Genomic DNA, 23507 nt, shown 5'->3' on the forward strand with positions numbered 1-23507 from the left:
TCCACGCTTTTTAATTGTTTTATAGAATTCATGAGCGTGATAGCTGTGGTTTTTATTCTGCCAGGGGTCCACCTGTCTGAGCGAAGCGAGTTTGGACCCCAGAAGAATAAAAAGCTACAGATATCATGCCATGAATTCATAAAACGATTAACAGCGTGGAAATGATTTATATACTGCCTGCCCCTGCAAAGACTTTGGGGATGCCGGCCCGTCCAAGTGCAAAGCTTGAATTATTTAAGATTATCCATGAATTCTTCTATAAGACTTTGTTGGTATCCATCATCGAAGCTTCCGTCTGTAAATTTTGAAAGTGATTCTGTTCTAAGCTTTGTCCAGGACTGATTTTCTTTATTAACACATATAGGATAATATAATACGCCATTGGACTTAGCTGCTTTCATATCACCTACTGCATCTCCGCACATAAGGATATTTCTTTTGTCATAGCCTTTTTTGGCAATCTCACCGATACAGTATGCCTTACTGCCCATATCCTGAGTGCACAGAATATCTACATAGTCAAGGAGACCGAATCTCTCCCACTCAGCTTTGACAGCCTCGGGATTGGCGCTTGAAACAACTGCTATATCACAGTTTTTATGAATCTCTTCCAAAGTCTCTTTAACACCATCAAAGGGTTTAATCTCTTCCTTGGGGAGCTTTTCTATGCCTTCGTTGACAGCTCTGCTCCAGTTAAGAGCCTTGACAAAAATCTGACCGTTTGGGATCATAGCTTCTACTGCCCTATTACTAAGTTCAGGAGCTTCATCTGCCCATTTTACAAGCTTTTCAACACCTTCTATAGCTTTATATCTGTCATTAACTTCTTTTAATGCAACTGCCAGGCCCTTGAAGCGGTTAATTCCTCTTGTCTTTGTAAAAAGGTTAACCCTGTTCCAGCTGGTAAGGATCTCATCCTGCCACTGTTCAAGGCCCCATTCTCTTACCATGCAAGGTCCAAAGCATCTATAATGCTTGATATTCATTGTATCCATAGCACATCCATCAGAGTCTATGCATACTATAAAATCTTTCTTTTTAGTAAATGAATCAAATAAAGACATACTTAACCTCATGTCGCGAGTGACTAATGGTTCAGATTGATGGAGCTCGCGTCATCAATTTGAGTTTGAAAGTAGAACACCTTCAAACTTTTCCTTCCTAAATAAAAAACTTTTATACGCTATTAAATCCTTATTATGAAGTCTGTATACTATGAGGTATGTTGCAAATCTACCTTTGGGGCATTATCTCATACTATAGTATTCATAACCTTCATAATAAGGATTTGTATTATCTGTATTAAAGTCTTGTATCCCAGCGGCCACACCATACAAGGTCATTGGCAGTGCCCTTAAACTCAGACTTACCTGTAAGCTTTTCTACAAGTGCATGCAGATATTCCTTGCTGTCACCGTATGCATTGATATAAGTCTTCATCATAGGTATATCATACAGATGATTAGTATAGTTTAAAGATACTGCAATTGTAGGTACCTCTCCTGCAAACCATGGGTTCTGTGCTGAGTGAGATGCATCATAACACAGTCTTACATTATTGGTCTGAGCATATCCCTTCATGTTAACAACAAAGAGAACCACATCAGTATTTTCTTTAAACTGCTCACGACCTTCATGTCCCATAACTCTGAACTTATTAAAAGGACTCTGCTTCTCCATCTCAAGCTCGTAGTAATCTTTAGGAGCAGTTACGTTAAAGCCTGCATCCTCAAGCTCTTTCACAAGCATAGCCTTAGCCTTATCAGCACCATTTAAAAGTGATACAGGAGCACTCTCTATAAAATAAAGACGAAGATTCTTCTTGGTAGAAGGATCAAGTGGAAGGATATTCTGTGTATCCTTAACAAGAGTTATACTCTCGTCAGCTGCCATTTCTGCCTTCTTATGATGCTCATCGCATCCAACTACTGACAAACCTTCCTTTTCCGGGAACTTCATATTGTTAAGAGCAAGTTTTGCCTTAAGTCCCAGGATCCTAAGAACAGCATCATCAAGTCTTTCCTTGGATATTGTTCCATTCCTAAGAGCCTGTCTTATATAATCAATATCCTCAGAAGGATCATTGAAGAAAAGGATCATATCGCATCCTGCTGCAATAACTCCGGGTATATAATCCTTCCTAGGCATAGTAGCTGTAAGTCCTACCATATGAGTAGCATCAGTAACGATAAGTCCATTAAAGCCAAGCTGCTCTCTAAGAAGGTTCTGAAGAAGCTCTTTAGAAAGAGTTGCAGGCATGATCTCAGAATCCTTGATATCAGGTCTGAACTTCTTGGAATAAGCCTTCTGGCAGATATGTCCCACCATGATACTGTCAAGACCAGCATCAATCAGAGACTTATATACATATCCGTAGCTTTCATCCCACTCATCAGTTGACAGATCATTACATCCCATTACAAGATGCTGATCTCTTTCTTCTGATCCGTCTCCGGGGAAATGCTTGGCAGCGCAGGCGATTCCTCTCTTAGTATACTCATCCATATATGCAAGAGATCGATCTGCAACAAGCTTTGGATCATCTCCGAAAGCTCTTGTATTTACTATAGTATTGCGCCAGTTAGAGACAACATCGCATACAGGAGCAAATGCCCAGTTACAACCTATAGCACTAGCTTCATCAGCACCTACAGATGCCATAGCTCTTACAACGCTGTCTGTCTTAGCAGCTCCGCAGGCAGCACCGCTTGCTACCATAGTGCCTTCTGATACTGCGCCATTGCCACCAGCTTCTGTGTTAGCCGCAATAAGAACCGGAACCTTACTGTGCTCCTGGAAGTACTTGTTCTGCTCATATATTTCTTCCAAAGTTCCGCCCTGCCAACGAACGCCACCTATATGATATTCATTTATAAGCTTTGAAAGACTCTCTTCATCTCTTTGAAGAGTCAGGTTTATGAAGAGCTGACCGATCTTTTCATCTTCAGTCATTGAACTAATAGTTTCATTGACCCAGGAAAGTTCTTCTTCGTTTAAATTAAAAGGTTTTTCTTTAAGATTTACCATTACTTACCTCATGCCGCGAGTGAAACAAGTGGTTAATGGTTCGAATTGATGGAGCTCGCGACACCAATTCGGGTTTGAAAACGTAACATTTTCAAACTTACTCCTTTTCAATTGACTTTGCCTTAATATCAGCTATGTCCTTTGAAATACTCTCCATCTTCTCTTTTGTAAGAGGATAGAAATGCATTGCTATTATGTTACAAAGGTATCCGAAGATAAGAATACCAAACATGCAGAAGATACCAACTGCTGCAAGTCCCTTAGAATAAGGTGTATCTACAGTAGGAAGCTGAGCTGATGAGCTTACCTTAGCGCACAGGATACCGATGATAAGTGGCGCAAGTGATGAGATAAGCTTATCAATGAAACTAAAGATTGTTCCGATAAGACCAGGCACATATCTTCCGCTTCTATATACTTCGTAATCTGTACAGTCAGCAGTCATAGGATATACAAGGCTTCCTGCGATCTGCTTAAAGCCTGTGAAGCACACCATAAGTACTACAAAAGCAATTGAGAATGCGTTCCATCCAGTGAACTTGCCATCACCCGGAAGTGAAAGCTGTGTCGGATCACCAAATACAAACATTGCTGTAAGTACGCATATGATGATAAGTGCTGCATAACTTGCGAACTTAAATCCCTTCATCTGTCCAAAGTTTCTGGCTACAAAACCAATACCAAATGCAAGGATAAGTATACTTGGAACAATAGTATATGTTCCGATAAGTCCGTTAGCACCTGCATTGCCGCATACAATAGCATAGATAATGATAGCAACAGTAGCATTACCATTCATCTGTGTAGCAAGCTTGTCTGTGGATGCTGATACTACAAGCATCTGAAGAGCTCTGTTGTGCTTAAGGACATCTATATAGTCTTTAAGCTTAATCTTCTGCTTATCTGTATTACCTGTTCCGTAGAATTCAGGTCTGTCCTTACTTCTTATAGCTATGTAAGTTATAACTGTAAGGAAAAGAGAAAGCGCTGCTACAACTACCCACATCTCCTGGAAGTAGTCCATACCAAATTGATAGTTATGTTTCTTAAGAAGATATGTATATGAGTAAAGAGGTGCAACTGTGAAGAATATTGTATTAAGGGCACCTGCATAGATACCGAATGTAGGTCTTTGCTTAGGATCATTGGTAAGACATGTCTGTGCTGACTTGGTAACTACACACTGGCATGTGTATCCAACGATATATACTGCATAGAATACAACGAATATCCAGAACTGAGCTGCCTTAGGAAACTTAGGTGTTACAAAGAACATGAATGCTGACATTACAAGCATTATAATCTGACCGCATACAAGGAAAGGTCTGTTCTTACCGAATTTACCCTTAGTCTTATCAAGGATTATTCCGATGATAGGATCTGTAACACCGTCCCATAATCTCATAACTGTAGCAAGTGAAGATGCGATGACAACGCTTGCTCCGATTATTCCGTTAAGATAGTAGGATATAAAGATCATCTCCCACATATACAGGTTTGTGGCGATATCATTTACTGCAAGGCCTGCAATCTGCCACCATTTAGCCTTATTTAACCCATTTTTTTCTTGTTACATTTTAAATTCTCCTTTGTAATCCCCAATAAGGTTTTTCATTGATGTTATGTTATAATAAACTTCGCAAGAAATAAGAACAATGAGTATGTTTGTTAAAAATAGGATAATATTTACATTTTATTTTTCAGGCAAATATAGTACAATATTTCCAAAATTTAGTCCGTCTCATAAACTTATTACTCCTCACTTTGGCGAACCAGCATCTCCAAAGCCTTTACAGAATCAGGCAGTATATGGATCATTATCACACTGTTAATCATTTTATGGCAGGAATCAGAGGTTATTTATGAAAAATCAGTACTTAGACTATGCTGTTTCTTTTTTTAACAAATTAAATCTTGGAACCAATATTGTAAATGTAGGTGAACCACTTCCGGATGACATAGACCTCGGGCTCAGAAAAGCCATTATGTCCAAAAAGACTGAATCAATTCTCGATTTTGAAGGAATAAACCAGTCTTTTATCGATCAGCATATCATCTATATGCTCACAGATATATACAGTTGTCACAGTATTATCATCCCAATTCCCGAGCAGGAACTCAATACTGCTTTATTCGTAGGCCCTTATCTTACCGAAATATCAGGAATCCACCGTACGATAGCAATCTGTGACAAACTTGGGATTCCTAAAAACCTAAGAGTATTTATCAATCAGTTTTTTGCAACTATCCCCTCGATCAGCGACTCATCAGTATTAGAAGCTTTTCTGGAAACACTTGGCGAAAATATATACGGCCCCGGTCTGTTCAAGATAGAATATCTAAAGCAGCAGGAAAGCGGCGATGCAGAGTATCTGCCCACCATGGACAAGGACAATTATGAAGATATCATGGAACGCCTGGAATACAGATATAAACTTGAAGAGAAGGTCATCGATTGTATATCCAGAGGCGATTTTAATGCTGCCATGAAATACAGTACCGATCAAGCGATCACTAATATCGACAACAGATCCACCAATACCTTAAGAAGTAAAAAAAATAACATGCTGGCATTCAACACAATATGCAGAAAAGGCGCAGAGAGAGGCAATGTGCATCCTGTCCATCTAGATGAAATGTCTCGAAGAATGGCTATACTGATTGAAAACATGACTTCGCCAAATCAGGTACAGGACGTTCATAGAGAAATACTAAAAAAATACTGTAATATGGTTCAGCGCAATTCTACAACCGGCTACTCTCCTACAATGCAGAAGGTCATCAATCACATAATGCTAAGCCTTACAGATACAGATCTTACTCTTCAAAGTACTGCAGACAGCCTTGGCCTTAACAAAAGCTACCTTGCTACTCTTTTCAAAAAAGAGACCGGCAAGACCTTCACCACTTATGTTAATGACAAGCGCATAGATCATGCCATCTTCTTATTGAATTCATCGGATCTTCAGGTCCAGGAGATTGCAAGTTCCTGCGGGATCCCCGATGTAACATACTTTACAAGGATCTTCAAAAAAGAAAAAGGCATGACCCCAAAACAGTATCGTAAGATGCTGTCACAAAAGTAATGTGCTGTCTCGTTTACTATAGTTAAAGCTCTATAATTCCCACTTGAAAAGTCCATATCCAATCTGGAATTTGAGTTATAGATAAACGAGACAGTTCGCCATATTTTTAAGTTCTGTATCAAAGGTTTTTATCACTTTTGTATGATCTTGGTAAGTTCTGCATTAAGAGCTTTCATCTCTTCTTCTGTATAATCAGGTTTTGCATAGAAGAAAAACTTCTCCAATGTAAAGGTTCCTACCATATCTCTAAGCGCCTCACCAACGTCAGGCATTCTCTTATCTATAACTGCAGTAGCTTCCTTAGATGCAAGAAGGTCATTTATAGTACTTCTTATAGACAGATAACCCTCAGGAAACAGTTCCTTCTCACTCTGCTCATCAAGGAACCAGTTACGTACGTTAAGTCCCGGGTTCTGATCTACATATACATAAGATGTATCAGCTTCTTCTACTCTTACAAATGTAGCTTCATCGCACACATCTTTCGCCCTTGCAACGATCTTATTATCTCCCATTTCAAGAGGTATATTATCAAAGACTGCGCTGCCGTTATCTACCTTGGCACTATATTCATGTCCTGATGCGATAAGAGTCACTTCTTCAAGATTAGAATATACCTTGACTGTGATCTTATCAGCGCACCTGTTCACATATCTCTTACTTGCAATAGATACGAAAGGATCTGATGACCACATTGCCTTGTAGTAATAGAAGCTGTCTTTGCGAGTCTGTCTGTCAAAAGTCACAAGGCCTTTAATATTCCTGTTCTTGATATTGGCAGCTTGTCTTACAGGACTTGTAAAGTCGAACATATTCCATACAAAACTGCCCCAGACAAAATCACGCCCAGCCATCTCAGGATACACGCTCTCATGATACAGAGCCTGAAACTCTTCTGAATAGTCGTTTACCTTAGGATCATCACTATGATAAGCAGTATTGGTATCAGCGCCATACTCAGATATACCAAGAGGCATGTTCGGGTTCACCTTATGGAACTCGTCAAGGAACTTGCCATGGTCAGCGAATTCTCCGTAGTACCAGCCATAATAGATGTTATAAGCTGTAACATCTGTAACCTGATTAAGAGTGCTGTCAGAGTGAACCACATTAAGGTTAGCACAGGTAGACAGTCTGCTGTCATCGAGAGCATGAACCATATCATTAAGCACATGGAGTCTGTCTGCCATATATGGAAACTCTCCGTATATAGCAATCTCATTCTGAATCCCCCAGAAACATATGGAAGGATGATGCATATTCTGAAGGATCATCTCTGTAAGCTGATGCTTTGCATCTTCAAATATGTCATCTTCTTCTGGGAGCTTAAGCAGCGGAATCTCAGCCCATACAACAAGCCCCATCTCATCGCACATAGAATATACTTCCTGAGGATGAGGATAGTGAGACAGACGCACAGCGTTAGCTCCAATCTCATGGATAAGCTCCATATCCTTCTTCCAGTTATCCATAGTAGCTGCCGAGAATACGCCGTCAGTATCCTGATGCTTGGCAACGCCGCGGAGCTTTACATGCTCACCGTTTAAGAAAAAGCCCTTATCCGCATCCATCTTAATACTTCTAAAGCCGACCTCTTTATCAACCCTGTCGACTTCTATACCATCTATATATAAAGATGCTCTTGCAGTATACATATGAGCATCATCTCTTCCATTCCAAAGTTTTGGAGAAGGGATAGTTACAGCTCTGCAGAGCTTATCGCCAGACTCATAGTTTGAGAATTTCTTGCTGCTTGTATGATCCAGACCATTAGCTATCTGAATGTCCATTTCATGAGTCATATGAACATCTGTTTCAGAAGTCTTCTGAATAGCTGTTTCGTCAGCTTTCTGAATATCAATTTCATCAGCTGCAAGCTCTCTGCCATCTTCAAGGATAGAGATCCTGACCTTTGCATTATCTGTATCTGATTCCAATGAACAGATTGTTCTTGCAAGAAGCTCTCCGTCTCCATTCTCATTTACAAGAGTATTAAAAAGAACGCCGTCACATCCATAGAAGGTTCTGTCAAAACAGTTATACTCAGTCTCTATGAATTCAACCTTTCTATGAATACCGCCAAAGACTGCAAAATCGCCTGAAATAGGGGATACCATCAGCTTCTTGTCAGTACTTACAAGGACAGTGAATATATTCTCACCATTTATAAGACTATCTGTGAGCTCTACTGCAAAAAGGTTGTATCCACCTGCATGGCTGCCTATCTCATGCCCGTTAAGGAATATCTTACAGAATTTATCTACTCCGTAGAACTTTACAAATACTCTCTGACTATCTTTTTTGACATAATCAAATCTCTTCTGATAGAAAGCTTCTCCCTGATAATAATCACCATCTTTGTACCAGGTATGGGGGACAGTAACCTTCTCACCATCTAATGGCTTTGAGGGGTCAATCTCCTGCCACGCCTTCTTTCCAAAGTACCAATCATTGTTCCATTCTACTGTATGTACCATATAAACCTCACCATATATGTTTTTGAAAGTTTAGTTGCTTATTCGATTCTAAATGTTAGCATATTCAAATTAGTAGATGATAGGAAAATATATCAGCAAATAGCAATATTTGTTTTCTCCCCGATCTTACAATAAATAATGAAAATTTACAGACTTCCCACTTGGACGGTGCGCTATCACCAAAAGCTTTGCTGGGGCAAGCAGTATATAGATCATTGCCATGCTTTTTAATCGTTTTATTAACTTCATGAGCATGATAGATGGAGATTTTCATTCTGCCCGGGGTCCAACTGCCTGAGCGAAGCGAGTTTTGGACCCCAGAATGAAAAGCACCAGCTATCGTGCCATGAAGTTTAAAACGATTAACAGCATGGCAATGATCTATATACTGCTTGCCCCAGCAAAGCTTTTGGTGATAGCGCGCCGTTCAAGTGGGCAGCGCTGGCGAAACAAAAAACATGCCGCTGTATCAGTAAAGCGGCATGTTCTGAAAAAAATTTATTATCTTTTAGTACTTGAATGTAAAGTCGTAGGATTCTTCCTGACTTACTATAGATCCATCACTTGCAGATACGTAGAATGTTGCTCCTAATGCAAAGCAGTCGATAGTTCCTTCAACTGCTGCGTCATCACTTGTAAAAGCAATTACTTCACTACCATCAGAGTTCTCATCTACGCTGCCCCATCCGCGAATCTCTTTGGTATCATCTATATGGATCACGATGTCATAAGATCCGCTTTCCATTCCTTCAGTGATGATAAGATAGCTGTCACTACTATAATCGCCATAATAGCCGCACATAGTAGAGTCAGGGAAGCTGAAAGTTACCTCTCCCTGAATATCTGCAAGCGAACTTGCAAGGATATAAGCATACCTTTTATATCTCATGGCTGTATTATAAGAATAGATCACCGGGTAGATGCTGCCATCTGCATAGCTATCGCTCATCTTCTGGGCCATAGCTGGTACATATTTTTCCCAGTTATCATATTCTGACTTAACATCCTGATAACCGGCAGAATCACTTGTTTCCATCCTGCCCAGAAGACTAAGACACTCTTCTTTCCATACAACAGTTCCCCATCCGCAGACTTCGTTCATTGCTGTCTGGTTAGGAGCGTTCGTACTAAGACTATCATACTCATCATAAAGAGCTACTATACTTGTAAGCTCATCTGTCAGTGAATTAGAAGAAGCTGTAATCTCTGTAACCTTAGCCCTTATATCATCTGTATAATCTTTGGTGAATTGTTCATAATCACCATCTACAGATTCATCAGTTACAGCACTATCTTCAACTGCTGTATCATCTGCAGATACCGCATCATCACCAGCTTCTGTATCATTACCTTGTTCTACATTTTCATCAGAAGCACCATCTGTAAGATTCACGCCTTCTACATACGGAGCTGATCCTATCGCGCATCCTTCTAAAACAACTGATCCTGCAAGTAACATTGCCAATACATATTTTTTCATATCGTGTCTCCTGGAACTGCATTGAATAAATAATGTTACCCCCAACGAATTGTTCCACTATACCATTAACTTAAGCTACTTACAAATTCACTTTGGCATTTTGTCTGTAAAAAAGCATGCATCTCCAAATGAGAAAAATCTGTACTTAAGCTTTATAGCCTCATTATATGCATTAAGCACATGTTCTCTTCCTGCGAGTGCTGAAACAAGCATTACAAGCGTTGACTCCGGAAGATGGAAGTTAGTGATAAGGCAGTCAAGGACCTTAAACTTATATCCTGGATATATGAATATTGAAGTGTTATCAGAGCATTCCTTAAGGTGACCGTTCTCATCAGCAGCGCTTTCAATAGTCCTGCAACTTGTAGTTCCTACGCAGATAACTCTGTGTCCGGACTCTTTTGCTTTATTAATCTTATCAGCAGCTTCCTGTGTTACCTGATACCACTCTGTATGCATATGATGCTCAAGAACGTTATCAACCTTAACAGGTCTGAAAGTTCCAAGACCTACGTGAAGAGTTACGTATGCAAGGTCTATGCCTTTTTTCTCAATGGCATCAAGAAGCTCACGTGTAAAGTGAAGCCCTGCTGTAGGAGCAGCTGCTGATCCGTCAAACTTGGCATAAACAGTCTGGTACATATTCTTGTCCTGAAGTTTATGTGTGATATATGGAGGAAGAGGCATCTCGCCAAGAGAATCAAGCACTTCTTCCCAAATACCGTCATAATAGAACTTAACGAGTCTGTTACCATCTTCTATTACTTCAAGAACCTCAGCCTTGAGCCTTCCGTCGCCAAATGTCACTCTGGCACCGGGGCGCATCTTCTTACCGGGCTTTACAAGAGTCTCCCAGACATCATTCTCTCTTCTTTTAAGAAGGAGGATCTCAATTGCAGCACCGGTCTCTTCCTTGGTTCCAAGAAGTCTTGCAGGGATAACCTTGGTGTTATTAAGAACAAGGCAGTCTCCGGGCTCAAGATAATCTATGATATCTTTGAAAACATGGTGCTGGATCTCTCCGGTTTTTTTGTCCATAACAAGAAGCTTTGATGCAGCACGGTCCTCAAGGGGATCCTGTGCTATAAGCTCCTGTGGAAGGTCAAAATAATAATCCGATGTGCGAAGTCCGAGCATCGGATCATTTTCTTTGTTGTTAATCTCATTGGTACTCATATCTATTACTTCCTTACCGTATTAGCCTGAATATCTCTAATACTTATGATATCAATCCATAAATATGAACGAGTCAGTATACTGGTATGCTGACACTAAGAGCCATATTTATGAACATCATTTAACAATCATTGTCTCGAAATTCTAATTATACTCTATTTCTTTGAATTTTACACTCATATTTTTTATTAGCACTATCAAATTATTCTCGTACCTCTTCGAACAGCCCACCCATCCTTCCGATATACTATTATTTATTATAAGCTCATGCCAGGATATGTTCAAACGCCGTTTACTCTGTCATAATTAAAGTAACTATTTTACTAAAGATGTGATATACTCTCCAAGTACATAAAGAGTTATTAGGAAAAATAAAGAGGTTTTTATGATCAAAGAAGTACAGATAAAAACATTAGAACATCTTTTGCCACTGCTTACAGAACAGGAATACAGGCCTGACCTTGACAGAAACAGAAGTCCTTATGTCTATAGAGGAATGTCAGACTCATCTTTCAAGATGTATACAAGTCTTAGCAGGAACTGCAAAGGTCTTCAGAAAAGCTTAGAACCGGCTATTCTTGAGAATTTTGCCAAATATGCCATCCAGGAAGACCCCAACATCGGTCACTCTGTCTGGAGACAGATGATCCTGGGTCAGCACTATGGCCTTCCCACAAGGCTTCTTGACTGGACACAGTCAGCACTTGTAGCTCTTAACTTCGCTACAACAGAAGAGTCTCTTGAAGAGATGGACAAGCATGACTGCATAGTATGGCGTATCAATATGCATGAGATGGTAGAGATCCTTCCTGACCCATACAAATATGCGGTTAAGAAAAAGCACTCATCCATCTTCACAGTAGATATGCTCAAATCCCTTACAGGCAACAGCTTAAAGCAGTACGACAGCGACATGAAAGATAATGCAATGGTCATCATAGAGCCTCCGTCACTTAATCAAAGGATCATCAACCAGCATTCATTCTTTGCAGTAGTACCTACAGGAATTGAAGATATCGAGAAGTTCCTTGCTGATAATACTAAGGACACAGTCAAATATGTAATAGACAAGTCTCTTAGATGGCGCGTAAGAGATATGCTGGATCAGCTCAATATGAGTGAGCGAATCGTCTATCCCGGCCTTGAAGGCTTGTCCAAGTGGATCGCAAGACACTACTATGTAAAATAATACTTTTTTGAACAGCCCAAAAGCAGGTGGAAGTTTCTAACTTATTAGATACTGCCACCTGCTTTTATTATTCAGATATTACTGATCAAATATTCTATTAAGCTATCATCTTACTCTCCGCTGTTAAATAGCTCTTCAAGTTCATCCTGGTGCTCTTCAAGTACCTTTAGTACCCATACACTCCAGTGTCTTGCATCGCTGTCGGAGTCTCCGAATACATAATCTTCCTGACCATAATCTATTACGTCAAATCCGGGAGTTGACTTGCTTGCGCCTTTTGTTCTATAGCTTACTGCATCTGCAAGGCTGAATGATACTGCTGATGTATCATCATAATCTACCCAGCTGCTGATATCTGTTCCTGTTGCCTCAGTTGCATCGCCATTTTGGGTCTGGGTCTGCGCTTCAGACTTAGTGATCTTAACTGCGCCTTCTACGTACTCGCCGTACATAGTATCTACAGTAAGTGCCAGGGACTCACCAAGTACTTCTGATGGTACATGTCCGCCATCCCACTGCCACTCTATTGTTGCGTCTACGCCGCTTGATAAGAATGCAAGCTGCAGGTTAAGTGAATTGAACATCGAGATATCGCCCTCAGCCGCGCCGCATACCATTCTGATCCATACAGGGTCATCTCCGTCCTCATCTCCTATATAGTTAAGAGGATTGTAGAGTTCTACCGATACATTGCCATATTCATCGCCTGCATAAACTTCTGCAACATCATTTTGGTATGCTTCGAGCATCTCAGCATATGTTGAGTAGTTAGAAGAGTCTGTTGTACTGCCTGCTGACTGGGTTGTACCCTCATCAGGAGTTCCTACGTCCATGGTATCTCCTGCAGAGTTTGCAGCTACATCTGAGTTTGCAAAGCTTCTGTCATCTTCAGATTCAGCATCTGCAGTTTCTACATCTGAGTTTTCTGTATCAGAGTTTTCTATATCAGAAGCTTCTGTATTATCAGTATCTGCTGCCTCTGTCATATCTTCAGGCGCACCTGTCATGTCACCATCAGGAGCCTGACCCATGTCGCCGCCGGGGCCGCCTGTCATTCCATCCGGCTTCTCACCGTTCATCATGCCCATTCCGCCGCCGGGGCCTCCCATTCCGCCTTGAGATGAGCTGCTCTTAGCATATCTTCCTTCTATAAATGCTGTAGCTTTATCCTCAGAAGTCATAGCTGCAACTTCTTCATCAGACAGAGCATTGCCATCTTCATCAAACCATGTCCAGCCATCAGCATAGTCAAGATTATCAAGGTACCACTGAAGATTGGATTCAAACTCCGCAAGATACAGATCAAGATATGTTCCGCCATATCCGTTGGTATCAGCATATTTTTCCAGATCATATTCTATATAAAGATCTATGGTATCCTCCATGTCACCGTCGCCATTGATGTCCAGTTCTACATCAGCTTCACTGACTGTAAGATTCTGGTCATTGATATAAGTCATATACTCTTCAGAGAGGTACTTAGCCATCTGCTCCTGGAACGATGTATTGAAGTCATAATCAGTATCCATGTAGTACTCAAAAGCCATAGCCATATCAGCTTCGTATAAAGAAGTGATAGGTGAGTATGCAACTGCTCCCCAGGCTCCGTCAGACAGATCATAGGTTACACCATCAATCGTAACAGTTGTATCATATGTACCATCTTCATTGACATATACACCAACTGATCCAACCTCGATCTGATAGTCATAAAAATCTGAGCTGTTGGATGTAGCTGCAAACATTGTCGCATGAGCTCCGCCGCCGCTGCCTCCTGTTGATACCCAGTACTCTGTGCTTCCGGGAAGGTTTCCAAGAAGGATATTGTATCTTACAAATCTTGCTGCTGCCTTCTGATCTGCAAGACATGAAGGCGCATCACCTGTATAGGATTCATTGCCATCCTCATCAGTAACAGTATCATTTTTACCTCTGTTACCGCAGGATACATTGATATAGCCTTCTGATGCATATGATGTAGCTGCAGTAGTATTAGTTGATGAGCTATAGCCTGCAGCTCCTGTATTGAGTATCACAGGCGCGGTAGATGCTGTATACACCTGACCATTTGAGCTTGTAACCTCAGCTTCGTAGTCTATGACAAGCTGTCCATGCACAGCTTCTGTATAGGAATCAGCTGTGATATCAGCTTCACCGTCGCCGTCTGTATCTATACCTTTAATATATGCTCCGGGAATACATACAGATACGCCCTCTTCATCTTCAATCTCTGCATATGCAACTGCTGTTACTATGCTCATGATCCATGCATCTGCATCAGCATCATAGGTCCAGGTAACCTCTTCATTATTGGCAAGGTTAAGTGTCTCTTCGATATATGCTCTATCTTCAGCTGATGTAGCTTCAAGTGATGAAGTAGCTGTGCTTTCTGACTCATCAGAGGTCTCCTGTGCGGCTGTTTGAGCAAGATCTTCTGCTTCATCTGCAGATGACTCATTTGCACTACTGGTAGTATCAGATGATGTCGTAGTAGATGCAGCACCTGAGCATCCTACAATAGATGCTGTAAGTGCTGATGTTGTTAAAAGAGTAAGAAGTTTCTTTTTCTTCATATACGCCTCCAAATAATATATTGCGATAACTCGCATGTATTTCTCATTTGCTTATATCTACATTATCTATACGAACATTGAAGTAACATTGAAGTTTTCTTAAAGAATAATAAAGCTTTCACAGTTCTACAGTAAACACATTTACGCCGCCACCGCTCTTAACACTGATAGACCCTTTATGAGAAGTTACTATAACCTTTGCAATAGCAAGGCCAAGTCCATAGTGCCCGTTATCACTATGAGCTTTATCTGCTCTATAGAATCTTTCAAACAGATTCTTCATATCTTCATCTGTGATCTCATCTCCGGGATTACTAATGCTTAAGATAACCCGTGACCTGTCTTTTTTTAAAGATATATTAATAGCTCCATCACCGCTTGCATGGTCTATGGCATTGTCAATAAGTATCGCTGCAAGCTGCTCCATCTGCCCTTTGTCTGCATGTATCACTATATCATCATCTATATCTGTCTCGATAAGATACCCTTTTTCAAAGGCAACAGCTTCATAAACAAGAGCGCTTCCCATAACTATCCGTCCAAGATCAACATCTTCCTTGATATTCTTAACAGTCTCAGTCCTTACAAGATCCAACAGCTGCCTGATAAGCTCAGTCATGCGCCTGCTTTCATAGCGGATGTTGTCAAGCCACTTATTGTCTCCGATATCACTGTATAGAAGCTCTGCATTAGCATCTATAGTTGCAACCGGAGTTTTAAGCTCATGTCCTGCATCAGATATGAACTGTTTCTGCCTCTTATAGCTCTCTTCCAAAGGCTTCAATATCCATCCTGCGATGAAATAAGATAAAGAGAACACGAGGATGACTATGAACAGACCTATTCTAAAAGTATTCCTGATAAGAACACCTACAAAGCGCTTTATGATGCTAAGCTGAGCCTCCATATCCTTTCGGGGAAGACTACTATGATCATAGCCCCACTCAGTACCTGATTCTTCACCGCTATCCTCACTACCTGTTTTTGTAGCAGCGTCCTCATCCGGCACCGAATATTCGAACAGCTCCAATAGCCCGTTCTTATCAGCTCCCACCGTCTGGTTATATTCTTCTATATATGAAGACAGTGCTATCGCCCCAACTGTTCCTACTAGCAGCAGCATAACTGTCGTCGTTATGAAGATCATTATCTTAAGCCTTGTCCTTTTAAACATATCTGTATACCTTCTAAATTTGTTTACTATAAATATACTCACTAGAGCTCACCACTTAAGTACTATGGCATCCCTAAAGTTTGTATCTATCATCCGTTTTTTGGCTGAATCCGGTATCCGATTCCTCTATGAGCCTTTATCTCCATATCAGTTCCTATAAATGCAAGCTTTTTTCTGGTAAAAGAGATATAGACTTCCACATTGTTATATTCAGCCTCATTTTCAAATCCCCAGATTTTAGTAGCTATCTGCTCTCTTGATACTATCTGTTCCTGATTAGAAATAAGATATTCCATGATCCTTAATTCTTTTTCACTAAGCCTTACTGTCTGAGAGGTTTTACTACAGGAAAGATTGCAGCCTTGCACATCCAGCGACAAGTCTCCTGCAGTAAGACTTCCATCTGTAGACTGAACATTCCTTCTTAATAGCGCCCTTAGTCTTGCAAGAAGCTCCTTTGTCATAAAGGGCTTAGTAAGATAGTCATCCGCCCCGCTGTCAAGACCGTTGACCTTATCATCAAGTTCGCTCATGGCAGTCAGCATCAATATCGGCGTCTTGATCCCATTAGCGCGTGTCTTTCTTGCAACTTCAATTCCTGAAAGCTTCGGAATCATCACATCAAGGACAATAGCATCATAGACACCGGTAAGAATCTCAGAAAGAGCACTCTCACCATCTTCTACTGCAGTTACATCATATCCCTCTCTTTTTAATATCTCTTTTAGAGCAGACTGCATCTTAAGTTCATCTTCTACCAGCAATAATTTCATCTTAAAAGACACCTCTATTCTTCTATTTCTCTTTTTTTATGTTAAGACTTCCACTTATATTTCATATCCGGTAATGTTACATAAATATTTCGACAATTCTGTGAACATAATTAACAACGCACTTTTGAGGATCAACATCCTCTAAGACATAGTAAGCGAAGGTCAGAATACAGAATTTTGCAATTGGCACTTCCATACTTTAACGCTTTAATATATAATAGAAAGAAGTATTGGCAAAAAGGATACACGCGCGGGGCAATATAGCGTGTATATTCTAAATATATTAGGAGGAGAACGGACATGAAAGAAATAATGTTAGGCAATAAAGCCCTTGCTCGCGGTCTGTACGAAGCAGGTGTATGCGTTGCCAGCAGCTATCCCGGTACACCCAGTACCGAGACCACGGAGGAAGCTGCCAAGTATGATGAAATCTACTGTGAATGGGCACCAAATGAGAAGGTAGCGCTGGAGACAGCCTTTGGTGCATCCCTTGCAGGTAAGAGAAGCTATTGCGCCATGAAGCACGTAGGTCTTAACGTTGCGGCAGATCCCCTTTTTACAATAGCATATACAGGAGTTAATGCAGGTCTTGTTATCAATGTAGCTGATGACCCGGGCATGCACTCATCTCAGAATGAGCAGGATTCACGTCACTATGCAATAGCAGCCAAGATCCCGATGCTCGAGCCATCTGACTCTCAGGAAGCCCTTGATTTTGCCAAAAGAGCTTATGAGATCTCAGAACAGTTCGATACTCCTGTCCTTCTTAAGATGTGCACAAGAGTTGCTCACTCTCAGAGCATCGTAGAACTTCATGACAGAGTAGAACTTCCTGTCAAAACTTATGAAAAAAATCCCTCAAAATATATCATGACGCCCGCTAATGCCAAAAGACGCCATACTTTCGTTGAAGAGCGTACCAAAAAGCTTATCGAGTATGCTGAAACATGTGACCTTAACCGAGTAGAGATGGCAGATACCAAGATAGGTATCATCACCTCTTCTACTTCTTATCAGTATGTCAAAGAAGTATATGGGGACAGCGTAAGCGTTCTTAAAATTGGTCTTATTAATCCTCTTCCTGTTAAGCTTATCAAGGACTTCGCAGCCAAAGTTGAAAAGCTTGTAGTAATCGAAGAGCTTGATCCTATCATCGAAACTCACTGCAAAGTATTAGGTCTTACAGTAACCGGCAAGGATGTTTTCCCAATGATAGATGAGTTCTCTCAAGGCCTAATTGCTTCCAAGATGGGACTAGAGGAGAAAACGCACTGCACTCCTATCGAGAACCTCCCTGTCCGTCCACCTGTTATGTGCGCAGGCTGCCCTCACAGAGGCATGTATTATGCCCTTTCCAAGAACAAGATCACAGTCCTTGGCGATATCGGCTGCTACACACTTGGATCTGCACAGCCACTTAATGCCGTTGATACAACAGAGTGTATGGGCGCATCAGTAAGCTCCATCCACGGATTTAATAAGGCTCTTGGCAAAGAAAGTGAAGGTCGCACCGTAGCTGTTATCGGCGATTCAACTTTCATGCACTCCGGTATGACAGGCCTTGCCAATATCGCTTATAACCAGACCAACTCTACAGTACTCATCCTTGATAACTCCATAACCGGTATGACAGGACATCAGCAGAATCCCACAACAGGCTATAACATCAAAGGTGATCCTGCAGGTAAGATCAATCTTGAAGCCCTGTGCCGTGCTATGGGTATAGAGAACGTGCGCGTTGTAGATCCATATAACATCTCTGAGTGCGAGACTGCTGTTAAAGAAGAACTTGCCAAAGAGGCTCCTTCTGTCATCATCAGCCGTCGTCCATGCGCACTTTTAAAACAGGTCAAGCATAACCCTCCTATCAAAGTCAACACAGACAAGTGTAAGAGCTGTAAATCCTGTATGAAGATAGGATGTCCTGCAATCTCTATGAAGAATGGCAAAGCCCACGTTGATCCTACTCTCTGCGTAGGCTGCAATGTATGTACTCAGCTGTGCCACTTCGAAGCTTTTGAAACACAGGAGGGGGTAACAATAAAATGAACAATACAACAAATGTAATGATAGTCGGTGTCGGAGGACAGGGCTCCCTTCTTGCAAGTAAGCTCCTGGGACACGTAATGCTTAAAAAGGGCGTAGATGTTAAGGTTTCAGAAGTTCACGGCATGAGCCAGAGAGGCGGAAGCGTTGTAACATATGTAAGATTTGGCGATAAGGTCTACTCTCCTATTATTGATAAAGGAGAAGCTGACTATATCATCTCTTTCGAAACTCTTGAAGCAGCCCGCTATATGGCCAACTTAAAGCCCGGCGGACAGGTTATCGTCAACAACCAGCAGATGGATCCAATGCCTGTAATCACAGGTGCAGCAACCTATCCTGAAGGCCTCATCGACAAGATGAAGGATGCAGGGGCTAAGGTTGATGCCATCGATGCCCTTGGAATCGCCATGGAAGCCGGAAGCGCCAAGGCTGCAAACGTAGTCCTTATGGGACGCTTTTCAACATATTTTACCGATGTGACAGAAGCAGAATGGCTTGAAGCATTGGAAGAATGCGTACCACCAAAATTCATCGAACTTAATAAAAAAGCCTTCGACTTAGGACGTAAGGCATAATTATAATGCCCATCACATTTTAGTGATGGGTATTTTGATTATTTTAAAAGTTTAGTTCTAATATATGGATCATTAAAATTCTTAACTCAAACTGGAGATAGCATTGAAAACACTAGATGAAGTTCGTGATTTTTTTGCAAATGACAAATACGCAACACAGGTTACGGGAATTGAAATAGTCAAAGCAGATCCCGGACATAGTGAAGTCAGACTCAAAATAGATGATCGGCATATAAATGCTGTTGGCGGACTCATGGGCGCAGTCTTTTTTACTATGGCAGACTTCGCTTTTGCAGTTGCAGTTAATTCAGATATCGATTCGGAATATGTAACCGTAACGCTTCAAAGTTCTATAAGCTTTATGAGAACTGTAAAAACAGGAACTTTAACTGCCAAAGCAAATGTCGTAAGAGAAGGCAAATCCACTTGTGTATATGAAATATGCATCTATTCAGATGATATTGAACTATGCAGAGTCATAACAACCGGAAGCAAGATAAGAAAAAAGTAATTATACGGAGGAGAAACTCATGATATGGAATGAAACCAAAGAATGTATGTCACGAGATGAACTTGCTAATCTTCAAAGTGCAAGACTCGTCAAAGTGGTCAACAAGGTATATCACAACGTAGAATACTATCGCAAGAAGATGCAGGAACTGGGTCTTGAACCAGGAGATATCAGAGGAATTGAAGACATTGAAAAGCTCCCTTTCACAACCTATGAAGACCTTAATAAAACTTATCCTTTCGGTCTTGCTGCTGTTCCAACATCAGAGCTTGTACGTGTTCATGCATCAAGCGGCACTACCGGTAAGCCTAAGATTGGTGTGTATACAAGACGTGATATTGAGATGTGGTCTGAGTGTGTGGCTAGATGTCTGTCTATGGCTGGTATCACAAGGGATGACATAATTCAGGTCGGATACGGTTATGGTCTTTTCACAGGTGGTCTTGGTGCTCATTACGGCGCTGAATACCTTGGCGCCCTTGTCCTTCCTATGTCTACAGGTAACACACAAAAGCTCCTTGATATGATGATCGACTGCAAGGCTACTGCCATCGCCTGCACACCATCATACCTTCTACATGTAGCAGAAGATATAGAAAAGCTTGGTCTTCTTGATAAAATAAAGCTTAAGACAGCCATCTGCGGAGCTGAACCCTGGACAGATGAGATGCGTGATCAGATGGAGAAAAGGCTCAATATCAAAGCCCATGATATCTACGGCCTTACAGAGATATGCGGTCCGGGTGTTGCCTGCGACTGCGAGTACCACAAGGGTCTCCACATCTGGGAAGATCACTTCCTTCCTGAGATCATCGATCCTGCAACACATAAGGACCTTCCTGCAGGCTGCGACGGCGAACTTGTTATTACTAATCTGACAAAAGAAGGCATGCCTCTTATCCGTTATCGTACCAAGGATCTTACTTCGCTTGAGATCGACAAGTGTGAATGCGGCAGAACCATGGCAAGGATCCAGAGATTTAAAGGCCGTACCGATGACATGCTTATAATCCGAGGCGTCAACGTATTCCCTTCACAGGTAGAAGCTGCTCTTCTGAATATAGATGGCACAACTCCTCACTACATGCTGGTTGTAGACCGCGTAGACAATACAGATACACTTGAAGTTCAGGTTGAGATTGCAGAAAAAGTTTTCACAGATGAAGTAAGAGGACTTGAGAAACTTTCAAATGAGATTCATAATAAACTTAAGAGCGCAATAGGTCTTAATGCCAAGGTTAAATTAGTAGAGCCCAATGGTCTCGTACATTCAGACGGCAAGACCAAACATGTTATAGACAAGAGAAAGCTCTATAGCTAAGTCTACGCCCAAAAATCATAATATAGCAAAGCAACTAACAGCCATCTTTTTTGAAAGAAAGGAATATCTATGTTTGTAAAACAGCTTTCCGTATTTCTTGAAAATAAAACAGGACGCCTTAATGATGTCCTCTCAATTATAAGCGGCAACGGTATTAATATCTTATCTATCTCAATTGCAGATACAAGCGAATTTGGCGTTCTTCGTATGCTCTGCGAAGATCCTGCAAAAGCTCATAAACTTTTAAAAGAACATGGTATCACTTCTAAGGTCAACGATGTCATCGTAGTATCAATACCTCAGGAAGTCGGTAGTCTTGAAAAGGTGGTAAGAAGCCTTGAGCAGAATGATATAAATATACAATACGTATACGGCCTGTCACTTAACGATGATGGCGCTTCTATCGCAATGAAGACAGATGATCTGGAAAAGACACTGGAAGTTCTTAAGAACGAGAATGTGAAGCTCTATAGCCAGGATGATATGTAGAACTCAATATGGCATGAAAAAGGAGCGCCTGAATAATATCATTCAGACGCTCTTTTTCTATACTAACATGTAATTAATATACAAGATCCATATCTGTAAGGAATGCCTTGTATCCGCGAAGTGACTCATAAAGGTCAGCCTTGGAGATTGCTTCCCATGGAGCGTGCATGTTAAGAACTGCTACACCTGAATCTACAACGTTCATTCCGTAAAGTGCAAGGATGTAAGCGATTGTTCCGCCGCCGCCAACATCTACCTTACCAAGCTCAGCTGTCTGATATACGATCTTGTTCTCATCGCATACTCTTCTGATAGCTGCAAGGTACTCTGCGTTAGCATCGTTAGAACCTGACTTACCACGAGCGCCTGTAAACTTATTGAATACAAGACCGCCGCCAAGAAGTGCTGCGTTCTTCTTTTCAAAGCTTGATGCGAATGTTGGATCATAAGCTGCACTTACGTCTGAAGAAAGCATGCAGGAATTTGCAAGGCATCTTCTAAGTGCAAGATCGTTGTAACCTTCTTTTGTAAGGTTCATAAGCTCTGCAACAGCATTTTCAAAGAACTTACTCTGCATACCGGTTGCACCGACTGATCCGATCTCTTCTTTATCAACAAGGATGCAGCATCCTGTTCTCTTAAGATCCTTAGTTTCAAGAAGTGCTCTCATAGAAGGATATGCACATACTCTGTCATCATGGCCATAGCCAAGGATCATGGATCTGTCAAATCCTGCATCTCTTGCTTTACCTGCAGGAACGATCTCAAGCTCAGCTGAGATGAAGTCCTCTTCCTCGATACCATACAGATCATAGAGGATAGCCATTACGCCTCTCTTAACTGCATTGCTTGCATCAATTGAAGCTGTAGTCTCCTGCTTAACATATTTAACAGCGTAGTTCTCGCCTTCTGTAAGCTTAGGATCATCCTTCTCTTCTTTCTTAGCTTTACCAGGAACGATCAGAGGTCTGCTACCAACGATAAGATCAAGAGCTTCACCCTCGATAACCTTAGCAGCCTTCTTGTCCATCTGCTCTGCAGCAAGGTGGATGAGAAGATCTGAGAAGAAGAATACCGGATCATCCTCATCCTCACCTACGTTAAGCTGAACTGTTGTGCCATCCTTCTTAACAACAACTCCGTGAAGAGCAAGTGGCATAGCTACGAACTGATACTTCTTGATTCCGCCATAGTAGTGTGTATCAAGGTAAGCAAGGCCTTCTTTCTCGCAAAGAGGGTTCTGCTTAACGTCTACACGAGGAGAATCGATGTGAGCACCAAGAATGTTGAGACCCTTTTCAAGTGGCTCTGATCCAATCTGGAACATAACGATGGACTTATTCATCCATACGCTGTAAACCTTATCACCTTTCTTAAGCTTTGTCTTACCACCGATAAGAGTATTAAGCTCTCTGTATCCGGCAGCTTCGATCTCGTTAACGATAGTATCAATTGCTTCACGCTCTGTTTTAGCGTTATCAAGGAAGTTCTTGTAATCGTCAGCAAATTTTTCTACAGCTTTAAGCTGTGTCTTGTTGTACGTATTCCACGCATTTGTTCTAAGCATATTTCACTCTCCTTATAAAAAATTGAACTAAATTAACATG

Annotated in this window: 17 protein-coding genes; 7 read left to right on the plus strand and 10 right to left on the minus strand. The window is 41.2% G+C overall.

Features of this window, described 5'->3' with window-relative positions; genetic code table 11:
* Nucleotides 1-230: 230 nt before the first annotated feature.
* The 3 genes from I7804_RS13785 to I7804_RS13795 all read right to left on the minus strand — a co-directional run bounded on the left by I7804_RS13785 (nt 231) and on the right by I7804_RS13795 (nt 4516).
* Nucleotides 231-1076, minus strand: coding sequence for an HAD family hydrolase (locus I7804_RS13785; protein WP_248403898.1), 846 nt, complete (start codon nt 1074-1076; stop codon nt 231-233).
* A gap of 226 nt (nt 1077-1302) precedes the next feature.
* The gene (locus tag I7804_RS13790; protein WP_248403899.1) at nt 1303-3027 is read right to left on the minus strand and encodes a glycoside hydrolase family 3 protein; all 1725 of its coding nucleotides are present in this window, start codon (nt 3025-3027) and stop codon (nt 1303-1305) included.
* A gap of 97 nt (nt 3028-3124) precedes the next feature.
* Nucleotides 3125-4516, minus strand: coding sequence for an MFS transporter (locus I7804_RS13795; RefSeq protein WP_248403900.1), 1392 nt, complete (start codon nt 4514-4516; stop codon nt 3125-3127).
* A 373-nt stretch (nt 4517-4889) separates the two neighbouring features.
* On the opposite strand from I7804_RS13795, the gene I7804_RS13800 reads away from it, so the two are divergent.
* Nucleotides 4890-6113 carry an AraC family transcriptional regulator gene (locus I7804_RS13800; protein WP_248403901.1) on the plus strand — a complete coding sequence of 408 codons (1224 nt, stop codon included), beginning with the start codon at nt 4890-4892 and terminating at the stop codon, nt 6111-6113.
* Nucleotides 6114-6244: 131 nt separating this feature from the next.
* On the opposite strand, the gene I7804_RS13805 is transcribed toward I7804_RS13800, so the two are convergent.
* From I7804_RS13805 to queA, 3 genes are all read right to left on the minus strand, one after another.
* Complete coding sequence (locus I7804_RS13805; RefSeq protein WP_248403902.1) at nt 6245-8590, minus strand: glycoside hydrolase family 2 protein; 2346 nt, start codon at nt 8588-8590, stop codon at nt 6245-6247.
* A 508-nt stretch (nt 8591-9098) separates the two neighbouring features.
* Nucleotides 9099-10070, minus strand: coding sequence for a hypothetical protein (locus I7804_RS13810; RefSeq protein WP_248403903.1), 972 nt, complete (start codon nt 10068-10070; stop codon nt 9099-9101).
* Nucleotides 10071-10157: 87 nt separating this feature from the next.
* On the minus strand, nt 10158-11246 hold the full coding sequence (queA, locus tag I7804_RS13815) for a tRNA preQ1(34) S-adenosylmethionine ribosyltransferase-isomerase QueA (RefSeq protein ID WP_022752995.1): 1089 nt from the start codon (nt 11244-11246) through the stop codon (nt 10158-10160).
* 385 nt (nt 11247-11631) lie between these two features.
* On the opposite strand from queA, the gene I7804_RS13820 reads away from it, so the two are divergent.
* Nucleotides 11632-12435 (plus strand): FRG domain-containing protein, encoded by an 804-nt coding sequence (locus I7804_RS13820; protein WP_248403904.1) that lies wholly within the window; start codon nt 11632-11634, stop codon nt 12433-12435.
* Between the two features lie 110 nt (nt 12436-12545).
* Here the strand turns inward: I7804_RS13820 and I7804_RS13825 are convergent, their stop codons facing one another.
* From I7804_RS13825 to I7804_RS13835, 3 genes are all read right to left on the minus strand, one after another.
* Nucleotides 12546-15008 carry a hypothetical protein gene (locus I7804_RS13825; protein WP_248403905.1) on the minus strand — a complete coding sequence of 821 codons (2463 nt, stop codon included), beginning with the start codon at nt 15006-15008 and terminating at the stop codon, nt 12546-12548.
* 118 nt (nt 15009-15126) lie between these two features.
* Nucleotides 15127-16182: a sensor histidine kinase gene (locus I7804_RS13830; protein ID WP_248403906.1), complete on the minus strand. Its 1056-nt coding sequence runs from the start codon at nt 16180-16182 to the stop codon at nt 15127-15129.
* A gap of 89 nt (nt 16183-16271) precedes the next feature.
* The gene (locus I7804_RS13835) at nt 16272-16955 is read right to left on the minus strand and encodes a response regulator transcription factor (protein WP_027203482.1); all 684 of its coding nucleotides are present in this window, start codon (nt 16953-16955) and stop codon (nt 16272-16274) included.
* Nucleotides 16956-17255: 300 nt separating this feature from the next.
* Here I7804_RS13835 and iorA point away from each other — a divergent pair, with 300 nt between their 5' ends.
* The 5 genes from iorA (at nt 17256) to I7804_RS13860 (ending at nt 21900) form a co-directional block, all read left to right on the plus strand.
* On the plus strand, nt 17256-19004 hold the full coding sequence (iorA, locus tag I7804_RS13840; protein ID WP_248403907.1) for an indolepyruvate ferredoxin oxidoreductase subunit alpha: 1749 nt from the start codon (nt 17256-17258) through the stop codon (nt 19002-19004).
* Complete coding sequence (locus tag I7804_RS13845) at nt 19001-19579, plus strand: indolepyruvate oxidoreductase subunit beta (RefSeq protein ID WP_110073174.1); 579 nt, start codon at nt 19001-19003, stop codon at nt 19577-19579. The genes iorA and I7804_RS13845 overlap by 4 nt, the downstream gene beginning before the upstream one ends.
* A 103-nt stretch (nt 19580-19682) precedes the next feature.
* Nucleotides 19683-20090, plus strand: a complete 408-nt coding sequence (locus tag I7804_RS13850; protein ID WP_248403908.1) for a PaaI family thioesterase — start codon at nt 19683-19685, stop codon at nt 20088-20090.
* Nucleotides 20091-20109: 19 nt separating this feature from the next.
* A complete protein-coding gene (locus tag I7804_RS13855) occupies nt 20110-21411 on the plus strand; it encodes a phenylacetate--CoA ligase family protein (protein WP_248403909.1) in 1302 nt (433 codons plus the stop codon).
* A 69-nt stretch (nt 21412-21480) separates the two neighbouring features.
* Nucleotides 21481-21900, plus strand: a complete 420-nt coding sequence (locus tag I7804_RS13860; RefSeq protein WP_248403910.1) for an ACT domain-containing protein — start codon at nt 21481-21483, stop codon at nt 21898-21900.
* A 73-nt stretch (nt 21901-21973) separates the two neighbouring features.
* Here the strand turns inward: I7804_RS13860 and I7804_RS13865 are convergent, their stop codons facing one another.
* On the minus strand, nt 21974-23467 hold the full coding sequence (locus tag I7804_RS13865; protein ID WP_248403911.1) for an aminopeptidase: 1494 nt from the start codon (nt 23465-23467) through the stop codon (nt 21974-21976).
* Nucleotides 23468-23507 lie beyond the last annotated feature (40 nt).

It is taken from the genome of Butyrivibrio fibrisolvens (assembly GCF_023206215.1).
GTDB lineage: Bacteria > Bacillota > Clostridia > Lachnospirales > Lachnospiraceae > Butyrivibrio > Butyrivibrio fibrisolvens_C.

Excerpts from the sequence above, each read along its gene's own strand:
- I7804_RS13855 (WP_248403909.1), top strand. The coding sequence starts at position 20,110 with ATGATATGGAATGAAACCAAAGAATGTATGTCACGAGATGAACTTGCT.
- I7804_RS13810 (WP_248403903.1), bottom strand. The coding sequence starts at position 10,070 with ATGAAAAAATATGTATTGGCAATGTTACTTGCAGGATCAGTTGTTTTA.
- I7804_RS13805 (WP_248403902.1), bottom strand. The coding sequence starts at position 8,590 with ATGGTACATACAGTAGAATGGAACAATGATTGGTACTTTGGAAAGAAG.
- I7804_RS13820 (WP_248403904.1), top strand. The coding sequence starts at position 11,632 with ATGATCAAAGAAGTACAGATAAAAACATTAGAACATCTTTTGCCACTG.
- I7804_RS13845 (WP_110073174.1), top strand. The coding sequence starts at position 19,001 with ATGAACAATACAACAAATGTAATGATAGTCGGTGTCGGAGGACAGGGC.
- I7804_RS13865 (WP_248403911.1), bottom strand. The coding sequence starts at position 23,467 with ATGCTTAGAACAAATGCGTGGAATACGTACAACAAGACACAGCTTAAA.
- I7804_RS13835 (WP_027203482.1), bottom strand. The coding sequence starts at position 16,955 with ATGAAATTATTGCTGGTAGAAGATGAACTTAAGATGCAGTCTGCTCTA.
- queA (WP_022752995.1), bottom strand. The coding sequence starts at position 11,246 with ATGAGTACCAATGAGATTAACAACAAAGAAAATGATCCGATGCTCGGA.
- I7804_RS13785 (WP_248403898.1), bottom strand. The coding sequence starts at position 1,076 with ATGAGGTTAAGTATGTCTTTATTTGATTCATTTACTAAAAAGAAAGAT.
- I7804_RS13825 (WP_248403905.1), bottom strand. The coding sequence starts at position 15,008 with ATGAAGAAAAAGAAACTTCTTACTCTTTTAACAACATCAGCACTTACA.
- I7804_RS13860 (WP_248403910.1), top strand. The coding sequence starts at position 21,481 with ATGTTTGTAAAACAGCTTTCCGTATTTCTTGAAAATAAAACAGGACGC.
- I7804_RS13800 (WP_248403901.1), top strand. The coding sequence starts at position 4,890 with ATGAAAAATCAGTACTTAGACTATGCTGTTTCTTTTTTTAACAAATTA.
- I7804_RS13795 (WP_248403900.1), bottom strand. The coding sequence starts at position 4,516 with ATGTGGGAGATGATCTTTATATCCTACTATCTTAACGGAATAATCGGA.
- iorA (WP_248403907.1), top strand. The coding sequence starts at position 17,256 with ATGAAAGAAATAATGTTAGGCAATAAAGCCCTTGCTCGCGGTCTGTAC.
- I7804_RS13790 (WP_248403899.1), bottom strand. The coding sequence starts at position 3,027 with ATGGTAAATCTTAAAGAAAAACCTTTTAATTTAAACGAAGAAGAACTT.
- I7804_RS13830 (WP_248403906.1), bottom strand. The coding sequence starts at position 16,182 with ATGTTTAAAAGGACAAGGCTTAAGATAATGATCTTCATAACGACGACA.